This window comes from Pontibacter roseus DSM 17521, assembly GCF_000373265.1.
GTDB lineage: Bacteria > Bacteroidota > Bacteroidia > Cytophagales > Hymenobacteraceae > Pontibacter > Pontibacter roseus.
In genome coordinates, this window is sequence record NZ_KB890761.1 from 46764 (window position 1) to 73256 (window position 26493).

A 26493-nucleotide genomic window follows, 5' to 3' on the forward strand; every position below is an offset into this window, starting at 1 on the left:
CACGTAAGCTTTGCCCAACTCCAAGTTCCTCCTCCTTCCACACAACCATACATTCTAAGAACCTGGTATAAGGTAAACAGGGCAACCAGACCAAATACCAATACGGCCAACAGTAGGGTTATCACGCGTTTTTTCATTTCAAGCATTTGGCTCAACGGCCTTGTGTAAGTGGGCCCTGGGCTGGCGTTTGTAGCATGTCAGCAGTTTGGGCTTAGTTTCTCGGCTTGGTGGCTAATCAAAAATACCGTTGTTCTCAGTCAGGATGAGTGGCTCTCCATCGGTTACCACAAGCGTGTGTTCGTGCTGCGCCATGTAGCCTCCATTGTTTCCGACCAGCGTCCATCCGTCACTCAGTTCTTTGGTATAGGTTGATGTGGTGGAAATGAATGTCTCGATGGCAACCACTGAGTTTTTCCTGAACCGCCTCTGGTCATGTCTGTTTCTGTAGTTGAGCAGTTCGTCCGGTTGCTCGTGCAGGCTTCTGCCAATGCCGTGGCCGCCCAAGTTCTTTATCACCCGGTAGCCTCTCTTCTTAGCTTCTGTTTCTATCAGGTTGCCGATGTCTGCTATTCTCACACCTCCTTTGATAGAATGAATGGCTTTCCGGAGTATTTCCTTTGATGCGTCGACCAGTTTCTGATGCTGGTGGATGTCAGCACCAATGACGAACGAGCCTCCATTATCGGCCCAAAAGCCATTGAGCTCCGCAGAAACATCAATGTTTATCAAATCCCCCTCCTTCAATATCCGCTTATTTGACGGGATACCGTGGCAGAATTCATTGTCGACACTGATGCAGGTCCAACCCGGGAAACCATACGTCAGGCGGGGTGCTGACTGAGCCCCGAATCCAGCAAGTATTTTCCCTCCATACTCATCCAGCTCGTTTGTGGTCATTCCAGGCTGGGCGTACTGCCTCATTTTGTTGAGTGCATAGGCTACCGCTTCGCTAACCTTTTGCATCCCTTCCAACTCCGACTCGCTTGTTATGGACATATGCTGTGATTTATACCTGGCATTAACTTGCTTCTGATTTCTAACGGCTTGTACATGAGGTGGGCAAGGCGCAGCCGCAGCTTTGCTCATGTACTTGGTTAGGGGTTTTAATTTTTTATATGAAATCACTATCCAGCATGACACTCCAATGCTCATTGATTGTCCACACTTCAATAAACCCATTTTTATAATAATCACCTTCTTGAGTTATTACAGTATCAGGGCAAGGGGTATAATCAACTTCATATTTCCCATAGATTAATTTGATGTTGACTACGTCACATTCAGGAGCATTTCTAACGGAAATGTAATGTAGGTCTTGATTAATATTTACCTTGTCTAATTCATTTCTAAGAGTGGCTGGTATTCTTTTATAATCTACCAACTTGCCTGATGGTAACTGGTTTTTATGTTCAAATACAGCCTGAACTATTCTCTGATATTTTTCAGGATTTTTATTAATGTCTTTTCTAAGGCTAACTTCAGGTGTAGGCGCAAAAGCAAAATAAAGAATTGCCACAGCTACAATAATAGAAACTGTTACAATCAAGAACCTGATGTCTCCTAAAATTTTCATCTATTTGTTATTACCCCTAACTACTGGATAACAGGAATAAACATACGGTTTATTGTCGAAATTGACAGATAACCGTAACTGCATTAACGAATATACTATATACTAATTCTTGAATTAAGAATCAGTCTTATCTAAATGTGTTCCTCCTATCCTGCTGACAAACCGCTGTTTAATTCCCTTAATTTTCCGAACTTTGCTTCACACAGACCTTAACAGCTAGTTCCCAAACCCGTGTCCACACTCCACAGAAACTACCTGCTGCAATCGGAGCCGAACAAGTTCAGCCTGGACAACCTGCAGGCCGGCGAGATGATTGTGAATATGGGCCCGCAGCACCCCAGTACGCACGGCGTGCTGCGCCTGGAGGTGGTGACGGATGGGGAAATCATCACTGATGTGGCACCGCACGTGGGCTACCTGCACCGCTGCTTCGAGAAGCACGCCGAGAGCATGGCTTACAACCAGGCCATCCCCTATGTGGACCGCATGGACTACCTGGCCGCCATGAACTCAGAACATGTGTGGTGTATGGGCGTGGAGAAACTGCTAGGCATCACCGACCAGATACCGAAGCGGGTAGAGTACATCCGGGTGCTGGTGACGGAGCTCAACCGCATCGCCTCCCACTTCCTGGCTATTGGCACCTATGCCATCGACATTGGGGCGTTTACGCCTTTCCTGTGGCTGCTGCGCGACCGCGAGCACATACAGCGCCTGTTGGAGTGGACCAGCGGGGCCCGCATGCTGTACAACTACATCTGGGTGGGCGGCCTATACTATGATTTGCCCATTGGCTTTGAGGAGCGCTGCCGCGAGTTCATCCACTACCTGCAGCCCAAGCTGGACGAGCTCGACACCATCCTGCTCACCAACAAGATATTCATTGACCGCACCGCCAACGTAGGCATCCTGCCCCTGGATGTGGCCATCAACTACGGCTGCTCCGGCCCCATGCTACGTGGCTCCGGCCTGCGCCACGACCTGCGCCGCGTCGATGGCTACAGCGTATACCCGGAGTTGGAGTTTGAGGTACCCATAGGCGAGGGAACTATGGGTACCACCGGCGATTGTTGGGACCGCAACTACGTGCGGGCGCTGGAGTGCCGTGAGTCGGTGAAGATTATCAGCCAGTGCCTGGACAAGCTGCTGGGCGAGCACAAACGTACCCCAGACTTTGACCCACAGGCAGCCTGTCCCAAAAAGATGCGCATGACGGGCACGCAGGAACTTTACTTCCGGGGCGAAACGCCACGTGGCGAACTGGGCTACTTTTTCCGCACCACCGACCGCAGTGATGTGCCTTTCCGCTGCCACGGCCGCTCCCCTTGTTTCTCCAATCTGTCGGTGCTGCACGAAATCGCCAAAGGCTGCATGGTGGCCGATTTGATTGCCATTGTGGGCTCTGTAGACATTGTGTTGGGCGAGCTGGACCGATAGCGGCAGCAAAAACCTAGGCTGCTACGGCACGATTTTTATGGTCAGAGGGTTTAGTAAGATATCTTTCATCTAAAGCCTTTCAAACGACTTGAAACTATCGAAAATCCTGACGGTGCACTTGCTGTGGATGAGTGTGCTGGCAAGCCCGGTTATGGCCCAGATGCAGGCGCAGTACCTGCCGCAACCCCTTGGCGCTAGTGCCCCCGCTATACCTGACACCACTGATTTCCTTCCTTCCGGCACACCAGCCGTTGAGCTGCACGACACTGTCCGGACGCTGGTCACCATACCTGCCGACACCATCTATCCTGGCCAGAAAAAGCCATTCACGAAGTCACAGCTACAGGAAGGCAACAACAAGCGCTACCTTATGCGTGCCGTGCTGCCTGCCGCTGCCCTCATTGGCGCTGGCGTCTATACCATGCAGGACAATGGCTTCTACAGCAGTCACGATGCCCGCGACCTCCGCCACAGGACCGCCCCCAATTTCAGCACTAAGGTAGATGACTACCTGATGTTCCTGCCGGTGGCCTACATGTATGGCTTCAACGCCTTCTCGTCCCAGAACCGCCACGAGATGCCGCGCCAGACAGCCCTGTTGTTGGCATCGGGCGCGTTGACCTCGGCCATTGTGTGGCCCATGAAGAAAATTACGAACATCGACCGCCCCAACGGCGAAGACCACGCATTCCCATCCGGCCACACGGCGTATGCCTTTACCATTGCTACGGTAGTGGACAAGGAGTTCCGGCACAAGAGCCCCTGGATAAGTGTAGGCAGCTATACCTTGGCGGGCGCCACTGGCGTGCTGCGCGTCATGAACAACAAGCATTGGATGGCCGATGTGCTGGCCGGTGCCGGTGTAGGCATTCTGTCTGTGAACACGGTATACTGGCTGCACGACAAGCTTTTCCAGGACAAAGGCTACAATACCACAGTAGTGCCGGTGGTGCTTCCGACAGGCCAGCCCGGCTTGGGCATGTCGCTCCGGTTCTAACCTTACCCCATTCTGTAAAGTAAACATTGGCGCCTCTCCAGCAACTGGAGGGGCGCCAATTCTTTTTTATATATTTACGTTATGTCTCTACCCCGCCTGTTGCTCCTGCTGTGCCTTTTTCTGCCTACTTTGGCCACCGCCCAGGTATACGCGATGCAAGGCACCGTGCGCGATGGCAACAATCGGGAAAAGCTGCCATTTGTGAGCATCGTGGTAAATGGCGGCGAGGCCGGCACCACTACCAACCTGGATGGGCAGTACCAGCTCCGGCACAGCAGCCCCATCACCAGCCTGCGCTTCAGTTATGTAGGCTATGCCCCACAAACGCTTCTACCCGATTCTGTTTCGCAGCTGGATGTGTTGCTATACCCGGCGCCGGCGCAGCTGCGCGAGGTGGTCATCCGCTCGGGCATCAACCCGGCGCACCGCATCATCCGACTGGCAAACCAAAACCGGGAGCGCCACCGCTTAGACAACATCCCCGCCTATACCTACCGCACCTACAACAAGTTCATCCTGACCGCCACTGCCCCCGATGACCTGGATTTGAGTGATACGCTCAGCCTCTCGGAGCAGGATTCCTCTTACCTGAACATGCGCGACCTGCTGGCCAAGCAGCACCTCTTCCTGATGGAAAGCATCACTGACTATGCCCACCTCAGCCCTAACTTCTCCAAGGAGACCATACTGGCCACACGTGTTTCCGGGCTGCAGCAACCGAGCTTTGGGGTGGTCGCCGCTGAGGCCCGGGAGTTTTCGGTGTATGAAGACATGCCTGTGTTTTTCGGCAAGCGCTACCTCAGTCCCCTGAGCAATGGCAGCATTCGGCGCTATGATTTTGTGCTGCAGGAGACGACTGTGGTAGGCCAGGATACCGTCTTTATCATCTCGTACGCGCCACAGCCTGGCAAGAATTTCGATGGCCTGAAAGGTCTGCTCTACATCAACAGCGACGGCTGGGCGGTGCAGAACGTGATAGCCGAGTCACCGGCCGATGAGAAGCGCGGGCTGAAGCTGCAACAGCAGTTTGTGAAGGTTAATGATGCGCAGTGGTTTCCGTCGGAGTTGGATGTGGAGCTCACGGTGCAGCAGATTTACATGCGGGGGCACCAGCCTTACGCGCATATTCGCACCTATATCACCAACGTGAAACTAAACCCCAATTTGCGGAAGAGCGACTTTGGCATCATTACACTGGAGCAGAGCCCTTTTGCCGGACGGCAGCCCGAGCAGGTATGGGAGCAGCATCGCCCTGACTCACTCACAGCCAAAGAGCAGATTACGTACCAGCGTCTCGACAGCGTGGGCCGGGAGCAGAAACTAGACCGCACCATCCGCACCATGGAATTCCTGGTGGCGAAGCAGCTGCCCATTGGCCTTCTGAGCCTCGATTTGAACCGCCTGTTCCGCGTGAGCCGGTTTGAGGGGCTGCGCCTGGGTATAGGAGCCCACACCAATGCACTGCTGTCGGAGCACTTTACGGTGGGAGGCTACTGGGGCTACGGCCTGCGCGACAAGGAGCACAAATACGGCGCGGACGTAGCGCTGAAACTGCACAAGCCATCGGAGTTGACGCTCTCGGTGCTCTATGCCGAGGATGTGGAAGAGCCGGGAGGCCGCCGGTTGCCCTTCCTGCAGCGTGGTTTGCTCAGCAACCTGCGTCCGGCCCTCCTCCCATACCTGGACTACACCACCCAGGGCAGTGTCGCGCTTAGTGGCCGTTTGCTCAGGTATGTGCAACTGCAGGCCGCGCTCCGCCATGAGCAGCGGCGCCCCACATTGCCTTTCTTCTCTCCCGAGCCGGAAGTGCAAAGCCCGGTGTTCAACATCTCGGAGGCGACGGTGGGGATGCGATTCGCTTATGGCGAACAATACATGCAGCTCTTCAACCAGACCATGCCGCTGGCCACGCCTTTCCCAGTGCTCTGGCTACAGTATACCCAGGGCATTGACGGACTGGACAGCGATGGTTATACCTATAACAAAGTTGATTTGCGTGCAGAGGGCACCTTCCGGCAGCGCAGCCTCGGCGAGACGCAGGTCGTATTGGCAGGGGGATGGGTGCACGGCGATGCGCCTTTTGTAAGCCTTTATAACGGTTACGGCAGCTACAGCTCCAACTACATTGTGTATGCAGGAGAGGGTTTCGAGACGATGCGCCCGTATGAGTTCTTCTCTGACCGCTACGCCGCCCTGTTTCTGCGCCAGAACCTGGGCAAGCGCCTGCTGCGCACCAAGCTCTTCCATCCAGATATCGTTCTGGCCCAGAACATCGGCATCGGCGACCTGAAGCAACCCGTCCCTGACCTGCTTCCGCTAGAGTACGGCAACATGCGCAAAGGCTTCTTCGAGTCGGGCCTGCTGCTCAACAATGTCATCAGCTCTGCCTTCTCCGGTATAGGCATCGGCGCTTTCTACCGCTACGGCCCCTATGCCCTGCCAAAGGCAAAGGACAACCTCAAAATCAAATTGACGGCGACGCTGGCTTTTTGAGTTGAGAAGTTGGTAAGTTTCATATAGCTCCAGACTGTCTCTACGCAGCTATACCTGATTCCCTACTTGGGAGGAGAGTCCGCAGTCATGAACATCCCCCTGCCCCCTTCGAAGGGGGACTCTTCTGCCGTTACAGTCGGAAGGTGTAGGTGTTGTAGAGTCAGCCTCTGAATTCTCATGCTCACTTTACCCCCTACCCCCTCTCAAGGGGGGTAGGGGCAGTTCCAAATCCAACCACACCTGCCCCTCCGAGGAGGTGAATCTCCTGCATGAGTCTTGGAAGGCATGAGTATCCCATCCTGTCATTCCGACGAAAGGAGGAATCTCACGTCCTACGGGCCGAACATCCAGCGCCAGCGCAGATGCGGCTTTTGTGAGGGGAAGGGAACAGAGGAACAACCAAGGTGCTGAATAGCTCGCATCTTTCACCGCCGGTTCCCGCTGCGCTCGCACCGGCGGTGGCTGTGGTAACAGATTCCTCCTTTCGTCGGAATGACAGAGACGGGTGGAATAATAGGAGAACGGAGTGACAGGTATAGCAAGTCATACTTACAACCTAGGCCACGCAGCAGCGGCCTGAGCCAGGTGCAATAATGACGATTTTTTGTTCGAGCGGTCAGCGAGTTCAAAAGCGTCTTGATTTTTTTGCCTACTTTGGGGGTAGGGGCCCTCGATTTTCATCAAGGAAAAAAGTAAGGCCCGCCCGGCCAGGGCAAGCTACGAAGCGACTCAGCGGGCAAGAAGCAAAAGCCACCCCTACAAAGCAAAAACAGATAACATAAAGAAACTCCCTTTATACGAATGTGAGACGGCATCACCGCCTACAACTAACTCTGGTTTATAAAGTATAAAAATCAATATGAAAATCTTATCCGCTATACAAACCAGAGAAGCCGATGCACAGACCATACGCGAGGAAGGCATTGCCTCAGTCGACCTGATGGAACGGGCAGGAAGGGCGTTCGCGGGCTGGTTTGAGAACAAGTTCACGACACAGCATCCGGTATGGATTTTCTGCGGCCCGGGCAACAACGGCGGCGACGGGTTGGTAGTGGCTCGCCTGCTGCACCAGCGCCTGTACGATGTGCAGGTATACCTAGTGGGTAGTGATGCCAAAACCTCACCGGACTTTCAAATTAACCTAGAGCGGCTTCCGGAGGAGGTAAAGCAGCAATCTATCAAAACAAGCGCTGACCTACCGGCTATACCTGCTGATACTTGTGTGGTGGATGCCTTATTCGGAACGGGCTTAGCGCGTCCGGTTGCAGGGCTCTTTGCCGAAGTAATTGCCAGCATCCATGCGAGTGAGGCCTGCGTGGTTGCCATTGATTTACCTTCCGGCCTCTATTCAGACAAACAGACTCCTGCCGAAGGGGCTATTGTGCAGGCAAATTATACCGTCAGCTTTGAGTTGCCCAAGCTTGCTTTCTTTCTGCCTCAACATGAGAAATATGTAGGAGAGTGGCACGTGGTGCCGATTGGCCTCAGCCCGGCTTACATCCAGCAAGCGAAGACAAACCACTTCTATACCACACAAGAAGAGGTGCAGCGGCTGCTGAAGCCTCGCGGAAAGTTCTCCCACAAAGGCACCTACGGACACGCACTTTTGCTTTGCGGCGGGTACGGCAAGATAGGGGCTGCTGTATTGGCTTCCAGAGCTTGCCTGCGGAGCGGCGTGGGGCTGCTCACGGTGCAGGCACCCAGCATCGGCTACGATGTGCTGCAGACGGCAGTGCCGGAAGCCATGCTGCTTCCCGACTCTAACCGGAGGCACTTGTCTGCTCTTCCCGAAGAGATGGAACGGTACACTGCTATCGGAGTGGGACCTGGCATTGGGACGGAGCGGGTGACGAAGACGCTGCTGGGCCAGTTGCTGGCTACAGCGGAGCATCCCCTGGTGCTGGATGCAGACGCCATCAACCTCATCGCCAGCAGCGAGAAACTGAAGGCGCAACTCCCTCCGGACAAAGTCATCTTCACGCCACACCCGAAAGAATTTGAACGCCTGGTCGGCAAAACCAAGAATGAGTACGACCGCCTGGAGGAAATGCGGGAATTCTGTCGGGTATACCGCTGCTATGTCGTGCTGAAAGGAAGCCACTCCGCCATCTGCTGCCCGGAAGGTGATATCTACTTCAACACAACCGGCAACGCAGGTATGGCGACAGGGGGCACAGGCGATGTATTGACGGGCGTTATCACGGCGCTGGTGGCACAACAGTATACCTTGAAAGAAGCCTGTCTTTTGGGTGTGTATGTGCACGGTTTGGCCGGAGATTTGGCCAAGGTATCGGTAGGGGAAATCGCCTTGATTGCTTCAGACGTAGTAGACCACCTGCCGAGGGCATTCCAGCACCTGACCTGCCATCAGGAGGTGGCCAGGTAAACGAAGGCGAAATGCACCAGCATGGCGCCATCTGCCAGCAAAGCGTAGTAAATCCGGGGTTTGTTCTCAGAGGCGTTCCACACCACCAGGCCTGCCACCACGGCGCTGCTCACCAGGCTCACCAGCACCCCATCCCGCTCCATGGTAATAGCCAGCAACAGGTAGAACAGCAGCAGCAGCAACGACAGCAGCCGGGTGTAGCCTTCCCCGATAAGTCCGGGGAAAGTAAGGGTACGCGTGTTGCGGTCATAGGTATAGTCCCGTATATCGAAGAGCAGCGCCAGGGCCAGGATGAACAGCATCCGTCGCAGCCAAAGCAGCAGCACCGACTGTTGCCATACCTCCACGCCGGCATCCACCAGCGGAAAAAGCACCGTCACCGCCGACCACACAATGGCAATTAGAAACACCTTCAGCAGCGGCACGCTCCGCAGCGGCTTAGCCCGCTTCTGTTGGTAAAGCAGCGGCACCGTATACCCTACCGATATCAGGGCCAGCAGGAGCACAAACCAGAAGTCTACCCGTAGCCCGTACACAAAATAGAGCACAACCGCCCCTACCAGGCTGGTTATACCCAGTAGTGCCAGCGCCTCCCTGTTGCGGAGCGACCACGGCAACGATTGCCTTTCTCTTTTTTTAGTGCTGCGGCGCAGCACCTGGTATACGCTGCTCAGGTTATAGGTGAAGAGGGTCGCCAGAAAAACGAAAATCGCCATAGGTATGGAGACCTCAGTTCCTGTGAGCAGGTATGTCTCGATGGTCAGGCAGAAGGCGCAGGCGGAGATGAACACACTGCTGTACAGCAAGGCCTCCACTCCCTGCCTGGTGTAGGTCAGGAGGGTGCTTTTGCTACGCGCTATAGTCTGTCTGTTTTCCATCTTCCTTTGCAAGTACGGAACTCCTGGAGCCGCATTCAAATCGCTTGGCCTATAAATGAGAAAAGCCTGATGCAGGTATAACGCTACGTCAGGCTTCACAGGAAAAGTAATGTGTTAAATCAAGTTGTTCTGCTGCGGCACTCCAAAGGTGGCATTGTACAGCTCAATGCTCTGTCTTATGATTTCATAAGCCGGCTCACGACCCAGGAACTGCTCCACAATCACCTCTTTGTGCTCCAGTTTCTTATAGTCTTCAAAGAAACGGCGCATCTCCAGCAAGGTATGCGGTGGCAACTCAGAGATGTCATTGATGTGACGCACCGACATGTCGTTGTTCGCCACGGCTATGATTTTGTCGTCCTCTTCGTTGTTGTCAATCATGCGCATCACGCCAATCACTTTCGCATCAATCAGGCACATAGGCACCACTTCAAGGGAGCATATCACCAGCACGTCAAGCGGGTCTTTATCGTCGCAGTAGGTTCTAGGTATAAAGCCATAGTTGGCCGGGTAGTTCACCGAAGAGAAAAGCACTCTGTCCAGTTTCAGCATCCCGCTCTCTTTGTCCAACTCATACTTCGCCTTAGAACCTTTCGGAATCTCGATTATGGCAGTCACTACCGCAGGGGCCTCTTCACCGAAGCTCACGCTATGCCAAGGGTTATTTTTCTCAATGTTCTCCATCATCATATCTCAATATACTTAAACAGGTGCCGGCCAATGCGGTCCGACACGTAAACTTATTTTTTCATCAATTCCTGCAGGGGTCTTCCCACGCTGCCGTTTGGCTCCTGTATGTAGAGCCAGGAGGCGATGGTAGGCGCTATATCGGCTACCGCCGTCTCCACCGAGCTCTCGCCCGGCTTCACCTGCCAGCCATACCATACCAGCGGTACATGCGTGTCATAATTGCTGTAAGAGCCGTGGGTGGTTCCTTTGGGCTCTCCGCTGCCGTAGCCTTCAAACCAGCCGGGCTGCAGCACCACAATTACGTCGCCGGAGCGTTGCGCGTTATAGCCGCTTTCCAATCGCGACATCAGGCCGCCTGTCCAGCCTACACGCTGAATGGCATCTGCTGTGATGGCTCTGGCCACGCCTTCGAAGCGCAACACATAGTTGGCGACCTTCTCCTGTACCTCTATCCTGTCAATTTTCTTAGCCTCAATCTGATTACGGTTCAGGTATACCTGCTGGTTGGTGTAGCGCTCCACCCAGTTGCCATTGCCGTATGTTTTGTCCAGGTACTGCTCCACTGAATCACGCACCACGCCTGATTTTGCGACGCCGGCCGGCAGTTTCAAAGACTTCAGGTATGCCGGCACATGGGCTGCGCCATGGTCTGCCGTAAGGAAAATCAGCACATTGTCTTTGCCTATCTCTTTCTCCAGTACATTTATCAGCTCCTCCAGTTCCTTGTCCAGTCGCAGGTATACGTCCTGCACCTCAATTGAATTTGGCCCAAAGGAATGCCCCGTGTAGTCCGGTGTAGAGAAGCTCAAAGCCAGAAAATCGGTATAATCGCCCTTACCCAGTTTCTCACCACGTAGTGCCGCTAGTGCGAAGTCTTTCGTGATGGTGTTGCCTGCAGGTATAGAGCGAATCAGTTCGTAGTCTTTTCCTTTGAGGGCAGGTATGTTGTGCGGGAACACAGGGCGCTCCTCTCCTTTTAGCGTCTGCTCCCAGGGCATGTCATCGGCTGTGCTCTCCGTGTATTGCTCAATAGGCAACAGCGTGTTCCATACCTCGCTCATCAGCCTGTCTGGGTGCTTCTGTCCATTGAATTCCTGCACCCACTTTGGCAGCTCGTTGCTGTAGAACGTGCTCGTAATCCAGTTGCCCGATGGGGAGTCAAACCAGTAGGCGCCGTTGGCGGTGTGGCCAGCCGGAAGTATCGCTCCTCTGTCTTTAAGGGCAATGCCGATTACCTTGGATTGCATGTTGTTGGAAAGGCGCAGCTCATCAGTAATCGTAGTGGTCAGCAGGTTCTTCGGCGACATCAGCCCCGCATCAGAAGTACTGCCTACCGTTTTCACGGTTTTGTCCTCTACGCAGTAAACCGTAGAACCTGTGGTTCTGTCGTACCAGGAGTTGCCAATAATGCCATTGAGAGCTGGAACACTTCCGGTATACACCGAGGCATGGCCAGGACCGGTATAGGTAGGCACGTAGCTATAATGGTTGTTCTTGAAATTGAACCCTTGCGTCACCAACTTTTTGATGCCGCCCTCGCCATACTTGTCCCAGTATCGGTACAGGAAGTCATAGCGCATCTGGTCTACCACTATGCCTACCACTAGCTTTGGTCTGGAAGCCACGCCTGGAATAGCCTGTTGCTCACTCTTCTGTACCGTAGTGGTGCTGTTTGTGCTGACACAGGCCTGCACGACAAACAAGATGGCTATGGCCAAAAGTGACCTTGCTCCAGCTATTATTCGGTTGCTCATGTTCTTTTGCTCGTTTCCCCAAAGATAAGCTGCTTACTCCACTTGCTCTGTCTGATGCCGCAGCTTTTACCGTGATTTAACAGTAGGATAACATCAGGGGTTTGTGCCAAAAAAGAACGCCCACCGGATTGATGGGCGTTGCTTTTATTTATGATAGTCTTTCTTCTTATTTTGAAGCCAGAGCTTCGGCGCCACCCACAATCTCGAGAATCTCTTTCGTAATGGCAGCCTGCCTGGTTCTGTTGTAGGTCAGTTTCAGTTCTTTCAGAAGCTCACCTGCGTTTTCTGTCGCCTTATCCATCGCCGTCATACGGGCACCGTGCTCCGAGGCATTTGACTCGAGTACCGCCTTGTATACCTGTATCTTCAGCGACTTAGGTATAAGCTCTTCAATGATTTGCTCTTTAGACGGTTCAAAGGTATAGTCTGGTATAACCGCAGATGCTGTCTCCTCTACAGGCTTCTCTTCAATTGGAAGGAACTGCTCCGTACGCACAATCTGAGTAGCCACGTTTTTGAACTCGTTGTATATAAGGTCTACCTGGTCAAACTCTCCCGCCACGAAACCGGCCATGGCTCGTTCAGCTGCCGCACGCACCGTGTCAAACGACAGGTTGAGGAAAGTACCAGTGAAGTCGCCTATCACTTTATAGCCTCTCTTCGTGAGTGCCTCGTTGCCTTTGCGGCCGATGGTCAGGAACGTAACGTTGCCTGCCTGCATCTGGCTGCTATACCTGGTGTTGGCCAGTGTGACAGCGGCTTTGATGATGTTAGAGTTAAAAGCACCAGCTAAACCACGGTCAGAAGTCACCACAATAACGAGCACTCTGTTGGCTTCGCGCTTCTCTGAGTAAACGTTCGTCACAGAGCCTTCAGTCAGCGAAGACAGGTTCGTCAGTATTCCGCCTAAGCGCTGTGCGTAAGGGCGCATGCGCAGGATGCTGTCCTGAGCACGTCTTAGCTTGGCAGCCGCCACCATTTTCATAGCTTTGGTAATCTGCTGTGTCGACGATACCGATGTGATGCGGCTTCTAACCTCTTTTAAACTTGCCATATTCTGTTTATGAGCATAAAGTCAGAGGCTGCGGATGATGTTCCTGCAACCTCTAACTCATAACTAAATATTACTTCTTGTATCTAGCAGAAAGCTCTCTGGCTACCTGCTTAATCACACCTGTCGTCTCGTCGTCCAGTTTACCAGCCAGCAGCGCATTCAGGGTGTCCTGGTGCTGAGCACGCATGGTACGCAGGAAGTCTTTTTCGAAGGCTCTTACTTCGTTCACAGGCACGTTGTCCAGCAGACCGTTTGTAGCGCAGTAAATGATGGCTACCTGCTCTGCTACTGACACCGGAGAGAACTGCGGCTGCTTCAGGATTTCCAAGTTACGGCGACCACGCTCAATCGTCAGCTTGGTAGCAGCATCCAGGTCAGAACCGAACTTGGCAAACGCTTCCAGTTCACGGAACTGCGCCTGATCCAGCTTCAACGTACCAGATACTTTCTTCATCGCTTTAATCTGAGCGTTACCACCCACACGCGATACTGATATACCCACGTTAATTGCCGGGCGTATACCTGAGTTGAAGAGGTTCGTCTCCAGGAATATCTGGCCGTCTGTAATAGAGATTACGTTGGTTGGGATATACGCCGAAACGTCACCAGCTTGTGTCTCAATAATTGGAAGCGCCGTCAAAGAACCACCACCACGCACTAAGTGACGGATGGACTCTGGCAGGTCGTTCATGTTGCTGGCAATCACATCAGATGCGTTGATTTTCGCAGCACGCTCTAACAGACGGGAGTGGAGGTAGAATACGTCACCAGGATATGCTTCACGCCCTGGAGGTCTTCTTAGCAGAAGAGACACCTCACGGTAAGCTACCGCTTGCTTGGAAAGGTCATCGTAAACCACCAGTGCAGGACGTCCGGTATCACGGAAGAACTCACCGATAGCAGCACCTGTGAATGGCGCAAAGAACTGCATTGGAGCCGGATCAGAAGCAGAAGCCGCAACTACTACTGTGTAATCCATCGCACCACCTTCCGTCAGGGCTTTTACCACCTGCGCTACAGTTGATGCTTTCTGTCCAACGGCAACATATATACAGAACACAGGCTGTCCTTTTTCGAAGAACTCACGCTGGTTCAGGATTGTATCAATCGCAACGGCAGACTTACCTGTCTGACGGTCACCGATGATAAGTTCACGCTGGCCACGGCCTATTGGAATCATGGAGTCAATAGCCTTGATACCTGTCTGCATTGGCTCGTTTACCGGCTGGCGGAATACCACACCTGGCGCTTTACGCTCCAGCGGCATTTCGTACAGCTCTCCAGCGATAGGGCCTCTACCGTCTATTGGTTGACCCAGTGTGTTCACCACACGTCCAATGATGCCGTCACCTACTCGTACAGAGGCGATGCGGTTGGTTCTTCTTACAGTGGCTCCTTCTTTGATTTCGCTGTAGTCACCGAGCATTACGGCACCTACGTTGTCTTCTTCCAGGTTCAGCACAAGCGCCTGAAGTCCGTTTTCAAACTCTAACAGCTCACCGGATTGTGCTTTGGAGAGGCCATAGATACGCGCAACACCGTCACCCACTTGCAGCACTGTACCAACTTCTTCCAGTTCTGCCTCAGAACGGAAGTTTGATAGCTGCTCTCTTAGTATGGCTGATACTTCGTCAGGTCTTACTTCTGCCATGATTATAATTTATTGATATAGGGGTTGTCTTTAAATTTATTTCTCAGCTTGTTCAGGTTGTACTTCACAGAGCTGTCTATCTGCTGATCGCCAACACGGAGCACAAAGCCTCCTATAAGTGACGGGTCAATTTTCTCTTCTAGTTCAATGGAGTGTCCTGTCTGAACGGCCAGGCGCTGTCCCAGTTCGTTGCGCAGGGCCGGCGTAAGCGGAACGGCAGTGGTCACACTGGCTTCTTTGATGCCTTTGTACACATTGTACTGCGACTTGAATTCTGTTGCGATGAACTCCAGCAACGACTCACGGTTCTTGCGTGCTACGATATTGAAAAAGGCCAGCGTCAGGTCATTCATCTTGCCCTTGAACACTGCGTTGAGCACAGCCATCTTCTTATCTGACTTCACTATCGGGTTACGCAGCAGCAGGTGCAGGTCCCTATTTTGGGAGGCTACCTTCGTGAAGAGCTTCATATCCTCATTCACCTGCTCCAACACCCCTTTCTCCTGCGCCAGTTCAATCAGTGACTTTGCGTATCTGGAAGCAACTCTAATTTCTGACATTTTGCTTTTATATAATCAGGACACCACCCTATGGGCAGCACCAGCTATGTTTACTAATTAGTTAAGCGTTACTTCTCTGATATAATCCTGTGCCAGCTCCTGCTGCGCCTGCGGATTGCTCAGTTCTTTTCTCAGGATGCGCTCTGCAATATCAACTGAAAGGGCGGCAGCCATGTTTTTCACTTCTGTGATGGCAGCACGCTTCTCATTCTCAATCGCCTCACGCGCCTGTGCTATCATACGGCCCCCTTCTTCATTGGCCTTGTTTCTAGCACTTTCAATCATGGCGTTGCCTGCATCAGAAGCCTCCTTCAAGATTTTGTCGCGCTCCATGCGAGCTTCTGCTAGCAGCTTCTCATTTTCTGCTTTCAAACCCTGCATTTCAAGCTTCGCCTTCTCGGCAGCGCTCAGTGCTTTTTCGATTGATGCCTCACGCTCACTCAACGCACTCATGATAGGCTTCCAAGCGAATTTGGAGAGCAGGAACAGCACGATGATAAAGGTCACCGTCTGCCAGAAAATTAAACCTACACCTGGGGTTACTAATTCCATTTTGTATGAATTTGAATATTAGGTTCTTTTTTTACTAGTACCGGCATTGCTGCCAGTTGTGCTTTAACTATTTAACTATGGGTTTAATCTCTCCGTCCGGACCATGCGTCCGGACGAGAGATTAATCAAAAGCTGGATTAGCCTTTGAAAGAGATTAGCAAGCAAACAACCACACCGAAGAGTGCAACACCTTCGATAAGGGCAGCTGCGATAATCATGGCAGTCTGGATTTTACCACCAGCCTCAGGCTGACGTGCGATAGATTCCATGGCAGAGCCACCGATTCTACCGATACCCAAACCAGCGCCCAGGGCAACCAGACCAGCACCGATACCGGCACCCATGATAGCTAGACCGAAGTCGGTTGTCGCTGCTACTGCTTGAAGCAAAATTGCTAACATAATTATAGTTATATATAGTTAAAAAAAAGGAATTCTGATTAATGCGCTCCGTCTCCGTGGCCGTGGTCTCCTACGTGGTCATGCTCCTCTACTGCGCCACCGAAGTACATTGCTGAAAGCAGCGTGAAGATATAAGCCTGCAGCAGCGCCACGAACAGTTCTAGGAAGAACATGAAGGTGGCGAACGCCACGCTCAATGGACCCACTGCGATGCTCTGGAAAATGAAAATCAAGCTGAACAGGGACAAGATGATGATGTGACCCGCCGTGATGTTGGCGAAAAGTCGAACCATCAGGGAGAACGGCTTGGTGATGATACCAATCAATTCTACCGGAATCATGATAGGAGCCAGCCATACCGGCACACCAGGCGTAGCAAAAATGTGCTTCCAGTAGCTCTTATTGCCACTGAACACGGTGATAAGCAAGGTCATAGTGGCCAGCACCAGCGTCACCGCGATATTGCCTGTCAGGTTAGCACCACCTGGCATCAAACCGAGCAGGTTGTTGAACCAGATGAAGAAGAAGATGGTGAGCAGGTATGGCATGTAGCGCTCATACTTAGGACCAATGTTGGCCTTCGCGATTTCGTCGCGGACAAATATGATGATGGGCTCAAAGAAGGACTGTATACCTCTAGGTGCCTTGCCGTGGTTCTTCTTATAGCTGGAGGCGATGGTAAGGAACACCAAAAACAACAGCGCCACACTAAGGAAGAGAGAGGCCACGTTCTTAGTTATAGAGAAATCCAACAGGCCAGCTTGGTCAGCTGCCGGCTCACCTGAGGCATCGGCACGGTAAATATGCCCGTGGTCCAGCACAAAGCCGTTGTAAGGCACGAGCTCGTGGTTCTCGTTGTAGAAGTTGCTGGATGAAAAAACATTCAGTTGGCCGTTATCTATCAGGATTACTGGCAGATAAAGCGTTGCACCATCAGCGAAATGCCAGCTGTAATCATCAGCGATGTGATGCGTAATCATGTCGCCTGGCTTGAACTCGCCGCCTTCCGCTGCAGCCTCCGCATGGGCGGAAATCGTCAGGAAGGAAAACAGTAAAATAAATAACTTCTTCATTAAGAGAGATTTAGAAGCAACCTTTATAAATAGTAAAGCTATACTTCGTTGTGCTTTTTCAAATGCGGGCGCAAGTTAGCCAATAAGCTGTAGATTTCAAACCCGGTAAATAGAAAATATAACGCAAAGAAATTGAAGACGAACTGCAACTGATTCTCCGGAAACAGGAAGATGTAGACGACTATCACCGCGATGCTCAGTATCATCCGGAAGCCCATCGAACCAAAGTAGTATAACTGGAAATTGTCGCTGTCATAGCTGATACCCAGGCGCGCTATATAAAAGGTGGCACCCGTAATCACCACAAAGAAGCCCAGGATGAACCAGATGAACGGATGCAACAGGGCACTGCCGGTGAAATGGGCAAGCAGGCCGATTACAATGGCCGCCACGCCTGTCAAAATCAATAGGTTTCTGATGAAATTCACTCGTTACTGTTTTTTGTTTAAAGATACCACGACCAGCACCATGGAAGCCACCACTGCCACCACCAGCAACAGTATGGTCATCCAGGGGTTTTCGTTCCCCATCGCCTCGTCCAGCTTCATGCCTGCCCAGGCGGCCAGCACCAGCGCGCCAATCATTTGGAAAGCCAGGCCCGAGTACTTCAAGTAGGGCTTAAAGGAATCTTCCCGCTTGGGTTTCTGCTCTTCTGGCTCTGGCATATGCTCCACGTTTATCAATGGCCTGCAAAAGTACTCATTTTTATGGTGTTATCAGCACCCTCTCCTGAATTAGCTGTTATTTCTGCCGCTTCTGTTCCCCAGTGTGCCGGCAACGCTTCGCCTGAAACCATTTCAACTTTTCTATAGTTCAATAGCAGGCCTCTGCGCACAGCATACGCCTTTATCTGGAGCCTCTTCTATTATTGACATATTATTGTATTTTTGTACGAGGCATAACTGCTCTGGCCAGCCTAAGCGCGATTATACCTAAATACTGAAGCGTATACCGAAGGCGTTATATAGAATACTATGGCTGGTAACCTGCTGCCGACACACACGCTGCACATTATCTGATATTTTGAGCAAACAATCGTTTCACATACTCCTGGTGCTGGCCGGACTGCTGCTGGCGGGCTGCTCTGCTGAGCGCAACAACCCGTTGAGCAAGGCCTACCATAACACCACGGCCCGCTACAATGGCTATTTCCTGGCCAAGGAGAAGCTCAACGCCATAGAGAAAAGCATACAGGACCAGACGGTATACGATTACAACCGGATACTCCCCATCTTCCCGCCCCTTGACTCCACTACTTATAAGGCACATGCAGCCGATTTGGAGGATGTAGTCAAGAAGGCCTCTTTCCCGATACAGTACCACCAGAACAGCAAGTGGGTGGACGACAGCTACCTGCTCATCGGCAAGGTACGCTTCTATGAGCTTAACTTCCCCGATGCGGCCAAAACATTCAAGTACGTGAACTCCGTGGGCAAAGACCGCCACGTGCAGCATGAGGCGCTGGTATGGCTCATGCGCTCGTTCATGCAGATGGGGGAGATGGACAATGCCCAGCAGGTATCGGAGTTCCTGCGAAAGGAGCGCCTGAACAAAGATAATGCCCGGGAGCTATACCTGGCACGCGCCCAGTTCCACCTGCTGCAGAACGACACGACCGGTATGGTGGAGAACCTGGCCTTATCGCTGCCTAACTTTGAGAAGAAGGATGACCAGTCGCGGGTACGTTTCTCGCTGGCGCGCCTCTACCAGGAGCAGGGTCAGAACCAGGAGGCCTACAAGCAGTACACCCGCCTGCTGCGCCGCAACCCGCCCTATGACCTAGGCTTCTTCAGCCGGCTATACCTGGGGCAGGTGTCTGAGCTGTCAGATGCACAGGACCTTGACCGCATTGCCGGCTATTACCAGAAAATGCTGAAGGACGAGAAGAACACCGAGTACAGAGACAAAATCTATTACGAGATGGCGGTGTTCGAGCGACGACAGCAGAACTACGACAAGGCGCTGGAGTACCTGAACGAGTCCATCAAAAACCAAGGCTCCCTTCCCAACCAGAAAGCCTATACCTACCTGGAGGCGGGGCGAATCTATTTCGAGAACCTGAACAAATACGATTTGGCGCAAGCCTACTACGACAGCGCCGTGCAGGTATACCCGCAGCAGGCGCCTGAATATGAGGCACTGGCAGAACGCCGGGATGTATTGGCTGACTTTGCCAAGCAGCACCTGACCATACAAACAGAGGACAGTCTGCAGCGCCTGGCCCAGATGAGCGAGGCCGAGCGCCTGGCCTTTGTAGAGAGCCTGGTGCAGCGCGAGGAGGAACTGCGGCAGCAGGAACTGGCGCGGCAGCAGGAGCAGCAGAAGACAAGCCGTCGCGAGGAGCGGCAACAGAACACTACCACCCTAGCCAACCGAAACAACACCGCTATACCTGAGAACGGCAGCAACACGGGCATCTTCTACTTTGATAATCCAGCGGCCATGGCCACCGCCCGCTCTGAGTTTGTGCGCCGCTGGGGAGACCGGCCGCTGCAGGACAATTGGCGTTTGCGCAGCAGGGGCGAGACGACTGGACAAGAAGAGGCCGTAGCGCTGGAGCAGCCGGCCGAAGCTGCAGCCGAAACAGAGGAAACCATACAGGCGCGCCTGCAGTCGCAGGTGCAGACCTACCTGCAGAACATACCTTCCACGACGCTGGCCATACAGCAATCTGAGAAGATGGTAGAGGACGCGATGTTCCGTCTGGCCAACATATATGCCCAGAAGCTGAACGACCCCGAGAAGGCCATTGCCCAGTATGAACAACTGCTCCAGCGCTTCCTGCATACAGAATATGCTCCCGAAGCCTATTACAGTCTATACCTTATCTATGGCAGGACGGGTGACGAACGCAAAAACGTCTACTATGATAAGATAAAGCAGCAGTTTCCTGGCACTACCTACGCCATGCTGGTAGATGACCCCACTTTCCTGAGCAAGAACGCACTGGAGAACGTGAAGGCGCACACCCTCTACGACTCTGCCTTCACCGTGTATGAGCAGGGCGAGTATGCACAGGCCGCTACGTTGCTGACTGACCTCAACAGCCAATACCCAAGGCACGACATACAGGACAAAGTGGCTTTCCTGCGCGTGATGATAACGGCCCGTACGGAGAAGCCTGCGCTGCTGCGGGAACAGTTGCTTGCTTTCAAGGCGAAGTATCCGGCTAGCCCGCTGCTGCCACGAGCAGAACAGCTGCTGGCAAACTACACTACCCTTGAGGAGAAACAGCTACTCCGAAAGGAGGCTCCACAGCCCGCTACTGCCAGCACTTCCAAGACAAATGATACCAGAACGCCGGAGCAGAAAGTCAGTACGCGGGTAGCGCTAGCCACCGCCAGAGGAACGAACCAAGTTAAACGTCCTGCAACCGCCGAGACGGACACACCGCCTGTAGCCCAGGTCCCGGACACGACACTGGCAACTGCCAACAGCCAGCCTGCCACAAGGCCCGGGGTGCCTGATACCACAACAGCCAGCCCTGCTCTTCCTGCCGATACGTTAACAGCGGCCGTGCCTCCTGCAGACCCGCTGGCTTATACCAGTGAATCGGATACCGCTTATTATTTTGTGTTGGTTTACCCCGAAGGGCATGCTTCTTTCAAAGAGGTAGAGGCTAGGTATAGCAAGTATAACAACACCTATTTCAAGAATCTGGGGCTGCAGATGGAGACACAGCCTTATGAAGCAGGGCAGGTAATGCTGCTTGCGCGCCCGTTCCCTGACCTGAAATCGGCCCAGTCATTCAACATCAAACAAAAAGGCCCGCAATCGCCGATAGGTAAAATCAGAGGCGTAGAATTCACTACCTTTGTCATCTCATCTGCCAACTTCCAGAAGTTGCTGCAGAAGAAAGATTTAGAAGCTTATCTGAATTACTTCAGAACCAACAATTAACATGACTACGACGACACGTCAAAAATCCAACAAAGTTTACCCAAGGGTTATCACTGGTCTGTGGCTGCTGTTCCTGGGCGGCATCGTTACCTTAATTCTGTACATCTATGCGGTCAGCATCAACTTCCTGAACCTGTTTGGGGAGCTGCCTAACATGCGTACGCTCGAGAACCCTAAAAGCGCCCTGTCTTCTGAGCTTTACTCCGCTGACAATGCCCTACTCGGCAAGTACTTCCGCGAGAACCGTACCCCAATAGACTTTGAGGACCTGCCCCAAAACTTTGTGGATGCCCTTGTGGCAACAGAAGATATCCGGTATGAAGAGCACTCAGGTATAGACCCCGAGGCCATGGGACGTGTTGTCGGCTCTTTGATGATAGGCACCTCCAAGGGCGGGGGCAGTACCATCACGCAGCAGCTGGCCAAGAACCTCTTCAAGACGCGCGGTGAAGAGCTCAACAACGGCCTGCTCAACCATACCCCTGGACTTCGCACCCTCATCCACAAAACTAAAGAGTGGATTATGGCCGTGAAGCTGGAGCAGTCCTATACCAAGCAGGAAATCATGGTCATGTACCTGAACATTTTCGAGTTTGGAAGCAACGCCTTTGGTATCCAGTCCGCCTCCAAAACGTTTTTCAACAAGAACCCACAGGATTTGGAAGTGCAGGAGTCGGCTGTGCTGGTTGGTCTGTTCAAAAACCCGAACTTCTATAGCCCCAAGTTCAATCCGGAGAACTCAAAGCGCCGCCGCAACGTGGTGATGTCACAGATGGTGAAGTATGGTTTCCTGCCAGCCGAGGAGTATGAGAAACTGAAAGAAACCGATATCAAACTCGATTACCGCGTCGAAAACCAGAACATTGGTTTAGCTCCTTATTTCCGTACTGAGGCCAGCAAGTTCCTGCTCAAGTGGTGCCGCGAGAATGGCTACGACCTCTACGCCGATGGTCTGAAAATCTATACCACCATTGACTCACGTATGCAGCGCTACGCCGAGCAGGCCGTGGAGGAGCACATGAAGGACCGCCAAAAGGAGTTCTTCTCCCACTGGAAAGGCCGTAACCCCTGGATTGACCGCCAAGGCAAGGAAATCCCGAATTACCTGACTTCGGCTATCAAACGCACTGACCGCTACCGCAGACTAAACGAGCGCTTTGACGGCAATCAGGATTCCATTAACTACTACCTGAACAAGAAAACCCCGATGACCATTTTCACCTGGGACGGGGAGAAAGAAGTGGTGATGAGCCCAATGGATTCGCTGAAGCATTACAAGCACTTCCTGCAGACTGGTTTCATGGCCATGGAGCCGCAGACGGGCCACATCAAAGCCTGGGTGGGTGGCATCAACTACAAGCACTTCAAGTACGACCACGTGAAGCAAGGCGCCCGTCAGCCGGGTTCTGTTTTCAAGCCGTTCCTGTACACAGCCGCTATCGAAAATGGCTACTACCCCTGCTACGAGGTCATAGACACACAGGTATGCATACCGCTGCCAGACGGTACCATGTGGTGCCCGAACAACGCTGACAACAAGTTCTCTGGCGAGAAATTCACGCTGCGTAAGGCCCTTGCTGAGTCTGTCAACTCCATCTCTGCCTTCCTGGTCAACAAGTTAGGAGCCGAGACATTGGTGAAGACTGCGAAACGCATGGGCATTACGACTCCGCTGGAAGCGAATCCTTCTCTGGCCTTGGGAGTGAATGATGTGACGCTGTACGATATGGTGGGTGCGTATGGCACCTACGTAAACAATGGTACTTGGACGGAGCCGAATTTTATCACCCGTATCGAAGACAAGCATGGCAACGTGCTGGCTGATTTTGTACCTCGTTCAGTCGAGGCTCTGAGCGAAGAGACGGCTTACATGATGGTGCACATGCTCAAAGCTGCAGCCGAGCCCGGCGGAACGGCCTACTATGGGCTACGTCACCGTAACGGCCTCAAAAATGAGATTGGCGGTAAAACCGGAACGACCCAGAATTACTCCGATGCCTGGTTCATGGGCATTACTCCTGATTTGGTGGCTGGTGCTTGGGTGGGTGGTGACGACCGCTCTATTCACTTCCGAACCATTGCGCTGGGTCAGGGTAACAAACTGGCCATGCCTATCTATGGTAGTTTCATGAAGAAGGTATACGCTGATAAATCGTTGGATGTATCGAAAGACCCTTTCCCTAAACCTTCTGTGCCTTTATCGGTAGAATTAGATTGCTCCAAGTACAACGGTGGCATTCAGGTGGACTCTGCCCAGCAGGATGAGTTCTATCAATTGCCCACTGAGATTGACCTGGATGCTTTCTAACAGGAGGTATAATGGCTGTAACCGAAAAGCTGAAGGACAAAATAGCGCACCTGCCGCATAAGCCGGGCATCTATAAATTCTTTGATGGCAAGGGAATCATCTATGTTGGCAAAGCGATTGACATCAGGAAGCGCGTCAGTTCCTATTTCAATCGCTCTGCTCAGCATAACAAGAAAACGCTCAAGCTCATCTCCCAGATACAGGACATCGAGTTTACCATCGTAGACACGGAGGCGGACGCTTTCCTGCTGGAGAACAACCTCATCAAGCAGTACCAGCCTAAGTATAACATCCTGTTGAAGGACGGCAAGACGTACCCCTACATCTGTATTGTCAACGAGCGTTTCCCGCGTGTCATTAGCACTCGCAATAAAATCAATGACGGCTCCCGCTACTTCGGTCCATACCCAAGCGGTACGGCCATGCACGTCATCCTGGACCTCATCCGGACGCTATACCCGCTGCGTACCTGCACCTACAACTTATCTCCTGAGAACATAGCCGCTGGTAAGTTCAAGGTATGCCTGGAGTACCACATTGGCAACTGCAAAGGCCCCTGTGAGGATTTGGTGAATGAGGCTACCTACAACCACTATATCTCCCAAATCAGGAGCATCCTTTCCGGCAATTTGTCTATCGCGAAGAACTACTTCAAAGAGCGTATGGCGGCGGCGGCTGAGGAGTATCAGTTTGAGGTGGCGCACCAGTACAAGCAGAAACTGGATATGCTCGATGATTTCCAGGCTAAGTCGACTGTGGTAAGTAACACCCTCACCAACATCGATGTGTTCACTATCTCCTCGAACGAGAAGTGCGCTTTCGTGAACTACTTGAAGGTTATGAACGGGTCTATCATACAGACCCAGTCACTGGAATTGCAGAAGAAGCTGGATGAGACAGATGAAGAGCTTTTGGCTACGGTTATCGTCCAGCTGCGCCATGAGTTTGAGAGTACCTCCCGCGAAATCATCACGAATATTGAATTAGCGCTTCCTCTGGATAACATCACTGTCACGCAGCCCCAGATTGGCGATAAGCGCAAGCTGCTCAACCTCTCGTTGAAGAATGCGCTATACCTGCGCAAAGAGCGGGAAGGGCGGCAGGAGCAAAACAAGAGCCTGACGGAGCAGCGCGAACTCCGTGTGCTGGAAACGTTGAAGAAAGACCTTCGCCTGACGGAGCTGCCACGCCACATTGAGTGCTTTGACAACTCTAACTTCCAGGGCGACAACCCTGTTGCTTCTATGGTCTGCTTCAAGAACGGCAAGCCCAGCAAGAAAGACTATCGACACTACCACATCAAGTCTGTCGTTGGACCCAATGATTTTGAGTCAATGTACGAGGTGGTAACGCGCAGGTATAGACGCCTCCTGGATGAGAACCAGTCGCTGCCTCAGCTCATAGTGATTGACGGTGGAAAGGGCCAGTTGAGTTTTGCGGTGCAGGCACTTAAAGACTTGAATATTTGGGGTAAAGTAGCCATTGTAGGTATAGCCAAGCGCCTGGAGGAGATTTTCTATCCGGGTGACACACTGCCACTCTACATCGATAAGAAGTCAGAATCGTTGATGCTCATCCAACGTATTCGGAATGAGGCACACCGGTTTGCCATCACGTTCCATCGCTCCAAACGCGACGCCGGCACCCTGAAGACAGAACTCACAGATGTAAAAGGTATAGGCCCCTCTACCGCTGATGCTCTGTTGAAAAAATATAGGTCAGTTAAGAAGTTAAAAGAACTTTCTCTAGAGGAGCTTATCTCTGAAGTAGGGAAGCGTAAAGCTTCCATCCTCTTCGATTATTTCCATCTTGATAATTCTTAGCGGCAGTTCCTATCAACTACTGTAGGTATAGGCACAAAAAAAGGAGACTCTTTCGAGTCTCCTTTTTTCATTTTTAGCATTTGTGCTTAGTAGCTCCACAGGCTGTATTCGTACTCAATCAGTGCCTCAAGCGCGTCCTGAGCAGCAAGCAGTCCTTTCTTGCCACCGCCGTAGATGTCTCCCAATGCTCTATCGCCTGGGTTTGATATCTTGGTGATGTAAGAGCTGAACAACCACAAGTCAAATGCGTCAGCTAGGTTCTTGTGCTGTGCATCGTTCTGTGCGTTGTACCAGATGGCCAGTTCAGGATTGTTTCTGAATACGCGTACCAGGTCACTCATCTTAAAGCTTCCTACATTCGACTCAAAACCCAGGGCATTGAGGGTAGAAGGCACCTTGATGCTGATAGTCTGGATGTCGTGGTACATGCGTGAACGCTTTTTATCAAACACCACGTTCTCCTTCATCTCCAGCAGGTACAGCTGTTTTGCGAAGTATTCATTGCTTACAGGAGCAGCGTCAGCCGTTGCTTGGCTTCCAAGTGCCTCGCCCCAAGCATCCTCTTCTTCCTCGTCCTTACCGAAACCAGCCGCTATCTCTTCCTCAGTCAAACCGCCGCCAGTGTCTTTCTGCGTCATGTTTTCCAGGAATTCCTGCGTTGTCATCGGCACATTTACAGAGTCAGTCTTGTAGGCTACCAACTCGCCGCTTTTCACAGCGTTGATGATAATCTTCGTGATTTCTCTGTTTTCCGAGAACATGGGGCGGTTTTGCTTTTCACGCAAATCTATCTTACGCCACACGGTCTTCTTGAACAGAACATCTGACTCCGGAATAGGTCTTGCTGATGGATTGCTTGACTGCGTGGTAGACACTTGCTGTGCCATTGCTCCGAAAGAGAGCATGATACCAGCTGCTACACCTATTGCTTTTATAACTTTCATACTCCTTGTAAGCTTCTAA

Annotated in this window: 21 protein-coding genes; 7 read left to right on the forward strand and 14 right to left on the reverse strand. The window is 52.2% G+C overall.

Annotated features, from left to right (window positions below; translation table 11 throughout):
* Positions 1–231 precede the first annotated feature (231 nt).
* Positions 232–996 carry a type I methionyl aminopeptidase gene (gene map / locus B051_RS0100215; protein ID WP_018476149.1) on the reverse strand — a complete coding sequence of 255 codons (765 nt, stop codon included), beginning with the start codon at positions 994–996 and terminating at the stop codon, positions 232–234.
* A 115-nt stretch (positions 997–1111) separates the two neighbouring features.
* Positions 1112–1573, reverse strand: coding sequence for a hypothetical protein (locus B051_RS0100220; RefSeq protein ID WP_018476150.1), 462 nt, complete (start codon positions 1571–1573; stop codon positions 1112–1114).
* A 231-nt stretch (positions 1574–1804) separates the two neighbouring features.
* Between B051_RS0100220 and B051_RS0100225 the strand changes: the two genes are divergently transcribed.
* The 4 genes from B051_RS0100225 to B051_RS0100240 all read left to right on the forward strand — a co-directional run bounded on the left by B051_RS0100225 (position 1805) and on the right by B051_RS0100240 (position 8886).
* Positions 1805–3010 (forward strand): NADH-quinone oxidoreductase subunit D, encoded by a 1206-nt coding sequence (locus B051_RS0100225; RefSeq protein WP_018476151.1) that lies wholly within the window; start codon positions 1805–1807, stop codon positions 3008–3010.
* 88 nt (positions 3011–3098) lie between these two features.
* Positions 3099–4007, forward strand: coding sequence for a phosphatase PAP2 family protein (locus B051_RS0100230; RefSeq protein WP_018476152.1), 909 nt, complete (start codon positions 3099–3101; stop codon positions 4005–4007).
* A gap of 81 nt (positions 4008–4088) precedes the next feature.
* A complete protein-coding gene (locus tag B051_RS0100235) occupies positions 4089–6500 on the forward strand; it encodes a DUF5686 and carboxypeptidase-like regulatory domain-containing protein (RefSeq protein ID WP_026236095.1) in 2412 nt (803 codons plus the stop codon).
* Positions 6501–7359: 859 nt separating this feature from the next.
* Positions 7360–8886 carry an NAD(P)H-hydrate dehydratase gene (locus B051_RS0100240; protein WP_018476154.1) on the forward strand — a complete coding sequence of 509 codons (1527 nt, stop codon included), beginning with the start codon at positions 7360–7362 and terminating at the stop codon, positions 8884–8886.
* Here the strand turns inward: B051_RS0100240 and B051_RS0100245 are convergent.
* The 11 genes from B051_RS0100245 to B051_RS0100295 form a co-directional block, all read right to left on the reverse strand.
* Entirely contained in the window at positions 8868–9764 is an 897-nt protein-coding gene (locus tag B051_RS0100245; protein ID WP_018476155.1) for a UbiA prenyltransferase family protein, read from the reverse strand. The genes B051_RS0100240 and B051_RS0100245 overlap by 19 nt on opposite strands.
* Before the next feature lie 114 nt (positions 9765–9878).
* Entirely contained in the window at positions 9879–10454 is a 576-nt protein-coding gene (locus B051_RS0100250) for an inorganic diphosphatase (protein WP_018476156.1), read from the reverse strand.
* A 50-nt stretch (positions 10455–10504) separates the two neighbouring features.
* Positions 10505–12208 (reverse strand): alkaline phosphatase PafA, encoded by a 1704-nt coding sequence (pafA, locus tag B051_RS0100255; RefSeq protein ID WP_051080628.1) that lies wholly within the window; start codon positions 12206–12208, stop codon positions 10505–10507.
* Between the two features lie 166 nt (positions 12209–12374).
* Entirely contained in the window at positions 12375–13262 is an 888-nt protein-coding gene (gene atpG, locus B051_RS0100260; RefSeq protein ID WP_026236097.1) for an ATP synthase F1 subunit gamma, read from the reverse strand.
* A 70-nt stretch (positions 13263–13332) separates the two neighbouring features.
* Complete coding sequence (gene atpA, locus B051_RS0100265) at positions 13333–14913, reverse strand: F0F1 ATP synthase subunit alpha (RefSeq protein ID WP_018476159.1); 1581 nt, start codon at positions 14911–14913, stop codon at positions 13333–13335.
* Positions 14914–14915: 2 nt separating this feature from the next.
* A complete protein-coding gene (gene atpH, locus B051_RS0100270) occupies positions 14916–15473 on the reverse strand; it encodes an ATP synthase F1 subunit delta (protein ID WP_018476160.1) in 558 nt (185 codons plus the stop codon).
* Positions 15474–15530: 57 nt separating this feature from the next.
* Positions 15531–16025: a F0F1 ATP synthase subunit B gene (locus tag B051_RS0100275; RefSeq protein WP_018476161.1), complete on the reverse strand. Its 495-nt coding sequence runs from the start codon at positions 16023–16025 to the stop codon at positions 15531–15533.
* A gap of 137 nt (positions 16026–16162) precedes the next feature.
* The gene (gene atpE, locus B051_RS0100280; protein WP_007653345.1) at positions 16163–16426 is read right to left on the reverse strand and encodes an ATP synthase F0 subunit C; all 264 of its coding nucleotides are present in this window, start codon (positions 16424–16426) and stop codon (positions 16163–16165) included.
* A gap of 38 nt (positions 16427–16464) precedes the next feature.
* On the reverse strand, positions 16465–17499 hold the full coding sequence (atpB, locus tag B051_RS0100285; RefSeq protein WP_018476162.1) for a F0F1 ATP synthase subunit A: 1035 nt from the start codon (positions 17497–17499) through the stop codon (positions 16465–16467).
* 38 nt (positions 17500–17537) lie between these two features.
* A complete protein-coding gene (locus B051_RS0100290; RefSeq protein ID WP_018476163.1) occupies positions 17538–17927 on the reverse strand; it encodes a hypothetical protein in 390 nt (129 codons plus the stop codon).
* Positions 17928–17930: 3 nt separating this feature from the next.
* Positions 17931–18164 carry an AtpZ/AtpI family protein gene (locus B051_RS0100295; RefSeq protein ID WP_033316658.1) on the reverse strand — a complete coding sequence of 78 codons (234 nt, stop codon included), beginning with the start codon at positions 18162–18164 and terminating at the stop codon, positions 17931–17933.
* 358 nt (positions 18165–18522) lie between these two features.
* On the opposite strand from B051_RS0100295, the gene porW reads away from it, so the two are divergent.
* From porW to uvrC, 3 genes are read left to right on the forward strand one after another with little or no spacing between them, the layout of a single operon-like run.
* Positions 18523–21399, forward strand: a complete 2877-nt coding sequence (porW, locus tag B051_RS0100300; RefSeq protein ID WP_018476165.1) for a type IX secretion system periplasmic lipoprotein PorW/SprE — start codon at positions 18523–18525, stop codon at positions 21397–21399.
* Position 21400: 1 nt separating this feature from the next.
* A complete protein-coding gene (locus tag B051_RS0100305) occupies positions 21401–23707 on the forward strand; it encodes a penicillin-binding protein 1A (protein WP_018476166.1) in 2307 nt (768 codons plus the stop codon).
* A gap of 11 nt (positions 23708–23718) precedes the next feature.
* The gene (gene uvrC, locus B051_RS0100310; protein WP_018476167.1) at positions 23719–25530 is read left to right on the forward strand and encodes an excinuclease ABC subunit UvrC; all 1812 of its coding nucleotides are present in this window, start codon (positions 23719–23721) and stop codon (positions 25528–25530) included.
* An 86-nt stretch (positions 25531–25616) separates the two neighbouring features.
* Here the strand turns inward: uvrC and porN are convergent, their stop codons facing one another.
* A complete protein-coding gene (porN, locus tag B051_RS0100315) occupies positions 25617–26474 on the reverse strand; it encodes a type IX secretion system ring subunit PorN/GldN (protein ID WP_018476168.1) in 858 nt (285 codons plus the stop codon).
* Positions 26475–26493 lie beyond the last annotated feature (19 nt).